Source organism: Streptomyces sp. SID3343 (assembly GCF_009865215.1).
Lineage (GTDB): Bacteria > Actinomycetota > Actinomycetes > Streptomycetales > Streptomycetaceae > Embleya.
The window spans coordinates 1-6,636 of the sequence record NZ_WWJX01000929.1 but is presented as its reverse complement, the minus strand read 5'-3'; the positions used below and the strand labels follow the sequence as shown (position 1 = coordinate 6,636).

Annotated in this window: 6 protein-coding genes; 5 read left to right on the top strand and 1 reads right to left on the bottom strand. The window is 72.9% G+C overall.

Annotated features, from left to right (window positions below; all coding sequences use genetic code 11):
- Positions 1-163 precede the first annotated feature (163 nt).
- The 5 genes from GT354_RS29015 (at position 164) to GT354_RS28995 (ending at position 5,191) form a co-directional block, all read left to right on the top strand.
- Positions 164-1,009: a hypothetical protein gene (locus GT354_RS29015; protein WP_161359336.1), complete on the top strand. Its 846-nt coding sequence runs from the start codon at positions 164-166 to the stop codon at positions 1,007-1,009.
- Between the two features lie 246 nt (positions 1,010-1,255).
- On the top strand, positions 1,256-2,101 hold the full coding sequence (locus tag GT354_RS29010) for an inositol monophosphatase family protein (RefSeq protein WP_161359335.1): 846 nt from the start codon (positions 1,256-1,258) through the stop codon (positions 2,099-2,101).
- A gap of 349 nt (positions 2,102-2,450) precedes the next feature.
- Entirely contained in the window at positions 2,451-3,551 is a 1,101-nt protein-coding gene (locus GT354_RS29005; RefSeq protein ID WP_346012228.1) for a hypothetical protein, read from the top strand.
- Between the two features lie 91 nt (positions 3,552-3,642).
- Positions 3,643-4,011: a hypothetical protein gene (locus tag GT354_RS29000; protein WP_161359334.1), complete on the top strand. Its 369-nt coding sequence runs from the start codon at positions 3,643-3,645 to the stop codon at positions 4,009-4,011.
- Between the two features lie 124 nt (positions 4,012-4,135).
- A complete protein-coding gene (locus GT354_RS28995; protein WP_161359333.1) occupies positions 4,136-5,191 on the top strand; it encodes an enoyl-CoA hydratase/isomerase family protein in 1,056 nt (351 codons plus the stop codon).
- A gap of 1,249 nt (positions 5,192-6,440) precedes the next feature.
- On the opposite strand, the gene GT354_RS28990 is transcribed toward GT354_RS28995, so the two are convergent.
- Positions 6,441-6,636: hypothetical protein (locus GT354_RS28990; protein ID WP_161359332.1), on the bottom strand; the 196-nt coding region annotated here is incomplete at its 5' end.

Genomic DNA, 6,636 nt, shown 5'->3' with positions numbered 1-6,636 from the left:
CGCAGCGGCGGTGTCCGCACCGATCGTGGGGGTCCCTCGGAATCGGGCGAGGGACCCTCGCGATGCGGTCGGAGCCTGTCGCCGCGGGGGTGGTCGCGGACAGACTCACGGCCTCGGGATCGACGAACCGAAGCACCCGTACCCGAACCGAAGGAGGCCGTACATGCGCAACCCACGGATCCGTATCGCAACCGTCGCCCTTGCCGCGTCGGCGCTGTTCTTCGCGTCCGCGTGCGATTCCGACTCCGACTCCGACGGCAAGGATCCGAAGTCGGGCGGCACGTCCGCTTCTTCGGCGCCGTCCGACCCGCCCGCCCCGGGATCGACCGGTGCGACGAACTCCGCCGGTTCGAACGGTGCCAAGACACCGGACACCTCGAAGCCCTCGCCGAGCGGTGCATCGAAGGCGTCGGACCGGTTGCTGACGAAAGATCAGCTCACCGCCGCGCTGTTGACCCAGTCCGAGATGAACACGGGAACGGACTACGAGCAGAACGCCCCGGATCCGAGTGTCCTCGGCGGCAAGGAGACGGCGGTACGGCCGGAGTGCCAGCCGTTCGTCGACCTCGCGCTCCCGGGCAACGGCCGCCCCGCACCCGTCGCGTCCATCAGGGCCGCGACGACGGCGGGCACCACCGCGAACGATCCCCTGTCGACCAGGCTCGACGTCATCGAGCTGTACGCGTTCGGCCCGGGCCAGGCCGAAAGCCTGCTGGCCAAGGGGCGGGCGGCACTCGCGACCTGCTCGACCATCACCACCACGGACGAGAACGGCGTGCGCAGCACGATGGTCTACAACCGGGCGGACGGGCCGGCCCTGGGTGACGACTCGCTCGCGGCGACGGGCCTGATCGAGGACGGCGGGGCCACCGGCGCGCTGATGGTGCGCGTCGGGTCGCACCTCGTGATCGTCAGCAGGACGGACATGGAGGGCACCAAGGCGGTACTCCCCGACCTGGGCCTCGTGCGCAAGCAGATCACCAAACTGGAAACAGCCGCCCGCGCCTGACTGCGGCCCGCGGTGCGGGCGCGACGCCCTACAGCGGATCGTCACGAACGGAACCTGCCCGTACGAAGCGGCGGGAGGGACCGGAGCGGCCGGAGCAGGTGTAGCGAACATCCGTGTGCGGAATCGTCAAGCGCGCCGCGCGAGATCACGCCGCCCGCACCCGGGCCCGCGCCCGGTTCGCGCCGGCCCGCACCCGGTTCGGCTCCCGTTCCCTGCCGGCGCGCGGGAGCGTGTCAGGATCGTCGGATGGACTGGGATCGCAATGCTCCGCCGGTCGACCGCGAACTTCTCGACTTCGCCGTGGCGGTGATCGGCCGGGCGGGCAGATTGTCGGCGCAGGGCTTCTTCGGCGAGTGGCGCGGCCGGCGCAAGGCGGACGGCACCGAGGTGACGGACGTGGACGTCGCCGTGGAGGACCTGATCCGGGGCGAGTTGGCGCGCCGGGCACCCGACGACGGCATTCACGGCGAGGAAGGCGGCGCGAGTACCGGGTCGTCCGGGCGGCGCTGGGTGATCGATCCGATCAACGGAACCTCGCTGTTCACCCGCCGGGCACCGCTGTTCACCAACGATCTCGCGTACGAGGACGAGTACGGACCGGCCGTCGGCGTGATCAACTGGCCGATGAGCCGGCAACTGGTCGTGGCCGGACGCGGACGCGGCTGTTGGCTGCTTACGGGCAGCGAGCCCGACCTCGTCGACGGCCGCCGGGTGCGGGTCGGCGAGCGGTCGCGTCTGCGCGGTGCCCGGACCGCGCTGCACAATCCGGCGGGTTGGCCGGAGGAGCTTCTGATCGCCCTGCACCGCCGGGTCTTCCTCACGCCCGCCACGAGCGGCGTCGCCGACCTGGTGACCGGCCGGGTCGACGCGATGGTGGTCGCCGGGCCCCCGATGGGCTACGAGGACGTCGCGCCGTTGCCCGTGATCGTCACCGAGGCGGGTGGGCGGGTGACCGACCTGGGCGGAGATTCGGTCCTGACCGGCGACATGACGATCCTGGCCACGAACGGCCTTTTGCACGAGGGGTACTTGGAGTTGGTGGCCGGGCTGCCGCGCCGGCGTGACGTACGGGACCTCGACGACGCCGACTGAACTGCTTCGCGGTGTCGGCGGACCACGCCCGGCCGCGGCATCGACTCGACGGTCGTGTGAAGCAGGGCGGTCGGTTGGCCGGTCGGCCGTTGGCCGGTTGGCCGATCGCGTCGTGAGGGGTCGGTGACGTGCGCAGGGTCCTGGCAGGGCGTTCGCCGGGCCCGGTGTGGGCGTTCGTCCGTCCCTGGTCGGGGGCCCTCCCCCGGATGGGGGTCGCGCGGGCTCGACCGTGCGACCCAAGGCGGGTCGAGGCGCACCCCCGCGGTGGGACGTCGGGCCCGGGCCGAGGCGACAGATTGGTGATCGGCCGACGCACCCGCGCGGTCGGGTCCCGACCTGGAGGTCCGTCGTGGCGCTGCCCGTGAACTCGACCGATCGGCCCGAATCCGGTCTGTCAGCCGGGAGTTCGGGGGGCTCCGCGCGGTGGGCCGTCCGGTCTGCGTGGGCCGCGGTGGGGTGGGCCGCGGTGTTCGGCGTGCTGCACGTCGCATGGGCGGTGACGGGCACCACCGTGCCGTGGACGGCGCACACGTCGTATCCGCCGGCGCTACACCTGGCCCAGGCCGCACTCGCCGTACCGGGGGCCGCGGCGGCGGTGGCCGCGACCCGCCCGTGCTCGCGGGGTGGTCGACGGGTGGTGCCGTTGGCGCTGTTCGTGACCGCGTCGGTGTTCGCGCTCCAGACGACCGCGCTGCCGCTGTATGTCGTGACCCTGGCGTCCGGCTCGGGCGTCGAGAGCGCCACGGGGCTCGTACACGTGCTGTCCACCGCGATCGGCGCGTGCGCGCTGGTACCGCTCGTCGTCGGCTGCCGCCGCCGATTGCGCGGCACCTGCGCCCGGTGCGGTCGGGTCCACCCGGACGGTCTCGACGGCCCGCGCGTCCACCCGCCCGCCTCCGTCGCGTGGAGGCGCACCCGCAGACTGGTCTACCTGCTCATGTGCGCCACCCTGCCGTGGGCGGTGGTCAAGACGGTCTGGACCCTGGGCGGCGATGCCCTGGGCGTCACGGCACAGGGGTGGCGGGACGCGAACGCCTCGGGTGCGGCGAAGGCACTCGCGACGGTGGGTCTCGACGTGACCGTACTCGCCGCCCTGGCCGCGATCTTCCTGCTCGTGGGCCTGATGTACCCCTGGGGTCAGGTGTTCCCGCGCTGGACGCTCGTCTTGGCCGGGCGGCGCGTGCCGCGCCTGCTGCCGCTGGTCCCGGCCCTGCTGACGGGCGTGGGCTTGTCGGTGTACGGCGTCGTCCTGGTCGTTCTCGCCCCGCTCGTCGCCGTCGGTATCCTGCCCGCCTACGAGCCGAAACCTCCGTTCACCACCGGTGCCGGCATCACGTGGATGATCCTTTTCGGCGGCCTGACCTTCGGCGGCCTCGGCGTGGCCCTGCTCGTCGCCGCGCGCTCCTACGCGACACGCACCCGACCCGCCTGCGGACGGGCCGCCCGATAGGGGTCGGTCGGGTGGCGGGTGGGGAGGGTTCGACCGCGAGTCGAGTATCCGTACTCATGTCGTGTCCGCTCGTCGGTGGTGAGGTTGGTCCATGGCTCCCAACGAGGTATCGGCCCGGCCCGTGAACCGCAACGCCCCTGCGCGCGAGCGCGGTTCGCGAACGGCTCCGATCATCGCCACGGCGTTGATCGTGCCGGTCGCGGGTGTGCTGTTCTTCATGTTCGGTTTGAGCGCGATGGCTTTCGATTCCTGCGACTCGACCGCGGACTGCCCGCAGGCCGCGGCGGCCGTGCATCGGGCGACCCTGACCGGTCTGGCGTCGATTCCCGTCGCGTTGACCTCGTGGCTGTGGCCACGTGCCCGCAGGTATGACGCCTGGCGATGGGCGCACCTGGCGCTCTACGTCGCGGTCGTGGTGACCTCGGTGGGCCTGTTCGTCGACATGCCGGCGGGTCGCTGAGTCCGGTCCGGCCCGGAGTACGGTGCTTGGGGGACCGTTGCGGTCCTCCCGAGTGTCGGACGTCGGAAGGGATCACCGGGATCATGCGTGTCGTCATCGCCCGCGAGCCGATCGGGGCAGGCCGATGAACCCCGCTGGGTCGCAGGACTTCGTACTCCTGGACCGCGTCGGCGGGTGCGGTCGGATCACGCTCGACCGGCCGCGCGCGATCAACGCGCTCGACCACGCGATGGTGCGGCGGATGGCTGCCGCGCTCGCGGCTTGGGAGCACGACGACGACGTGGACGTCGTGGTCGTGGTCGGCGCGGGTGAGCGCGGGCTGTGCGCGGGTGGCGACATCCGGGCGATCCGCGCGGACGCGTTGGTCGGCGGCGCCGCGGCGCGCGAGTTCTGGCGGGACGAGTATCTGCTCAACGCGCGGATCGCGCGCTACCCGAAGACCTACGTCGCGATCATGGACGGTGTCGTGATGGGCGGCGGGGTGGGCATCTCCGCGCACGGGGACGTCCGGATCGTCACCGAGCGGTCGACGGTCGCGATGCCCGAGACGGGAATCGGCTTCGTCCCGGACGTCGGCGGCACGTACCTGCTGTCGCGGGCACCCGGCGAGCTGGGCACCCATCTCGCGCTGACCGCAGGCCCCGTCGGGGCGGCCGATGCGATCCTGTGCGGGCTCGCGGACCACTTCGTTCCGGCCGAGCGGCTGACCGCGTTCGTCGCGGACCTGGCGAGCGACAAACCGGCCGACGTGGTCGAGCGTCACGCCGCGCCGGCACCTGCGGGTGAACTCGCCCGGCAGCGCGGCTGGATCGACGCGTGCTACGCGGCCGACACCGTCGAGGAGATCGTGGACCGGCTGCTCGGCAGCGACGAACCGGCCGCGAAGGAAGCCGCGGACCGGATCGGCACCAAGTCGCCGACATCACTCAAGGTCACCTTGGCGGCACTGCGCCGGGCGCGGGCGCTCGGGTCGCTCGAACCGGTCCTGGACCAGGAGTACCGGGTCTCGTGCGCGTCGCTGTCGACGGCCGACCTGGTCGAGGGCATCCGCGCCCAGGTCGTCGACAAGGACCGCAACCCTCACTGGTCACCGGCAACATTGGCAGAGGTCACAGACGCCCGGGTGGCCGCATTCTTCGCCCCGCTTGGCGACCACGAGTTGGGCCTGGGAGGGCAGTAGCCGGCAGCCCGAGCACGGCCAGGGAAACCCGCGGCCGGACACGGCGGAAGTGACGGCCCAGGACGTGCGGTTGGGCCCCCTGCGGCCGCGCGTTGCGGACGGGCCACCACCTCGCGGCACGATGGTCGGCCACGGGCAACGGTGATGGGTTGCGCTGCGGCCTCGCGCTGCGGAAGTGGCGGCCTCAGCGGGCGGTCGAGCGCCCACATCACGGCGAGGCCACGGCCTCGCGGGGCGGTGATCGGTCACGGGCAACAGCGGGTGGGTCGCGCTGTCGCCTCGCGCGGCGAAAGTGCCGGGCCTCAACGGGCGGTTGGGCGCCCACGGCGCCCACATCACGGCAAGGCCACCGCCTCGCGGGGCGATGGTCGGTCACGGGCAACGGTGGCGGGTTGCGCTGCGGCCTCGCGCTGCGGAAGTGGCGGGCCTCAGGGGGCGGTCGAGCGCCGACATCACGGGCAAGGCCACGGCCTCGCGGGGCGATGGTCGGTCACGGGCAACAGCGGGTGGGTTGCGCTGTCGCCTCGCGCTGCGGAAGTGCCGGGCCTTAACGGGCGGTTGGGCGCCCACGGGCGCCCACATCACGGCGAGGCCACCGCCTCACGGGGCGATGGTCGGCCACGGGCATCGGTGGTTGGGTTGCGCTGCGGCCTCGCGCAGCGGAAGTGGCGGGCCTCAGGGGGCGGTTAGGCGCCTGCGGTCTCCGCTCGCGGGCATGGTTGGGGGTTGGACGAGCGGCTCCTTCCGGCCCGGGACGGGCGCGATTGGGCCGCCGGCGGCTCTCACGCTGCGGGCGAGGTCAGGGCGTCTGGGGGGTGGAAGTCGCGCCCGGGTAACCGTGGTCGGGCGCATTGCGGCCTGGCGCTGCGGAAACGGCCGGCCCCGGCCGATGGTCGGGCGCGGGCGGCCCCCTCGTTGCGGGCGTCGATGGGGCAGAGCAGGGCGGCTGTCGGGTCCGGACGGTGTGGGTGGACGCACTGCGGCCTCGGGACGCGGCGTGGCCGGTCAGGGTGCGGGGCCGGCGCACTGCGGCCCCGGGTTGCGGGGTGGCCGGTCGGGGTCGGGCGTCTGCGGTCCCGTGTTGGGGGGTGGTTTTGGGGTTGGACGGCAGACGACCCCGAGGGGACCGTGGTCCGCTCGGGGTCGTCAGGTGCTGTTTTCGTGCCGTGGTGGATGGGATCGGTCCCGGCCGGCTCGACATCGGGTCGAGCGGGGCGCGGCCTGGGACGTGGCCGGTTTCATGTGCGGGTCACCGCGCGATCAGCTGCATGTTCCAGCGCATGCTTCGGGCTTCGCGAGCCGCGGCGGTCTCCACCTCGCGCTCCGCCCGCTCCGCCCGGCCGGCCTTGGCGTTGGCCCGGCGGATCCGAATCGCCTCCGCGAACCGGCGACGACGCTCGGCGTTGGCGTGGATCTCGCGCTCGCGGGCCTTGAACATCTCGTAC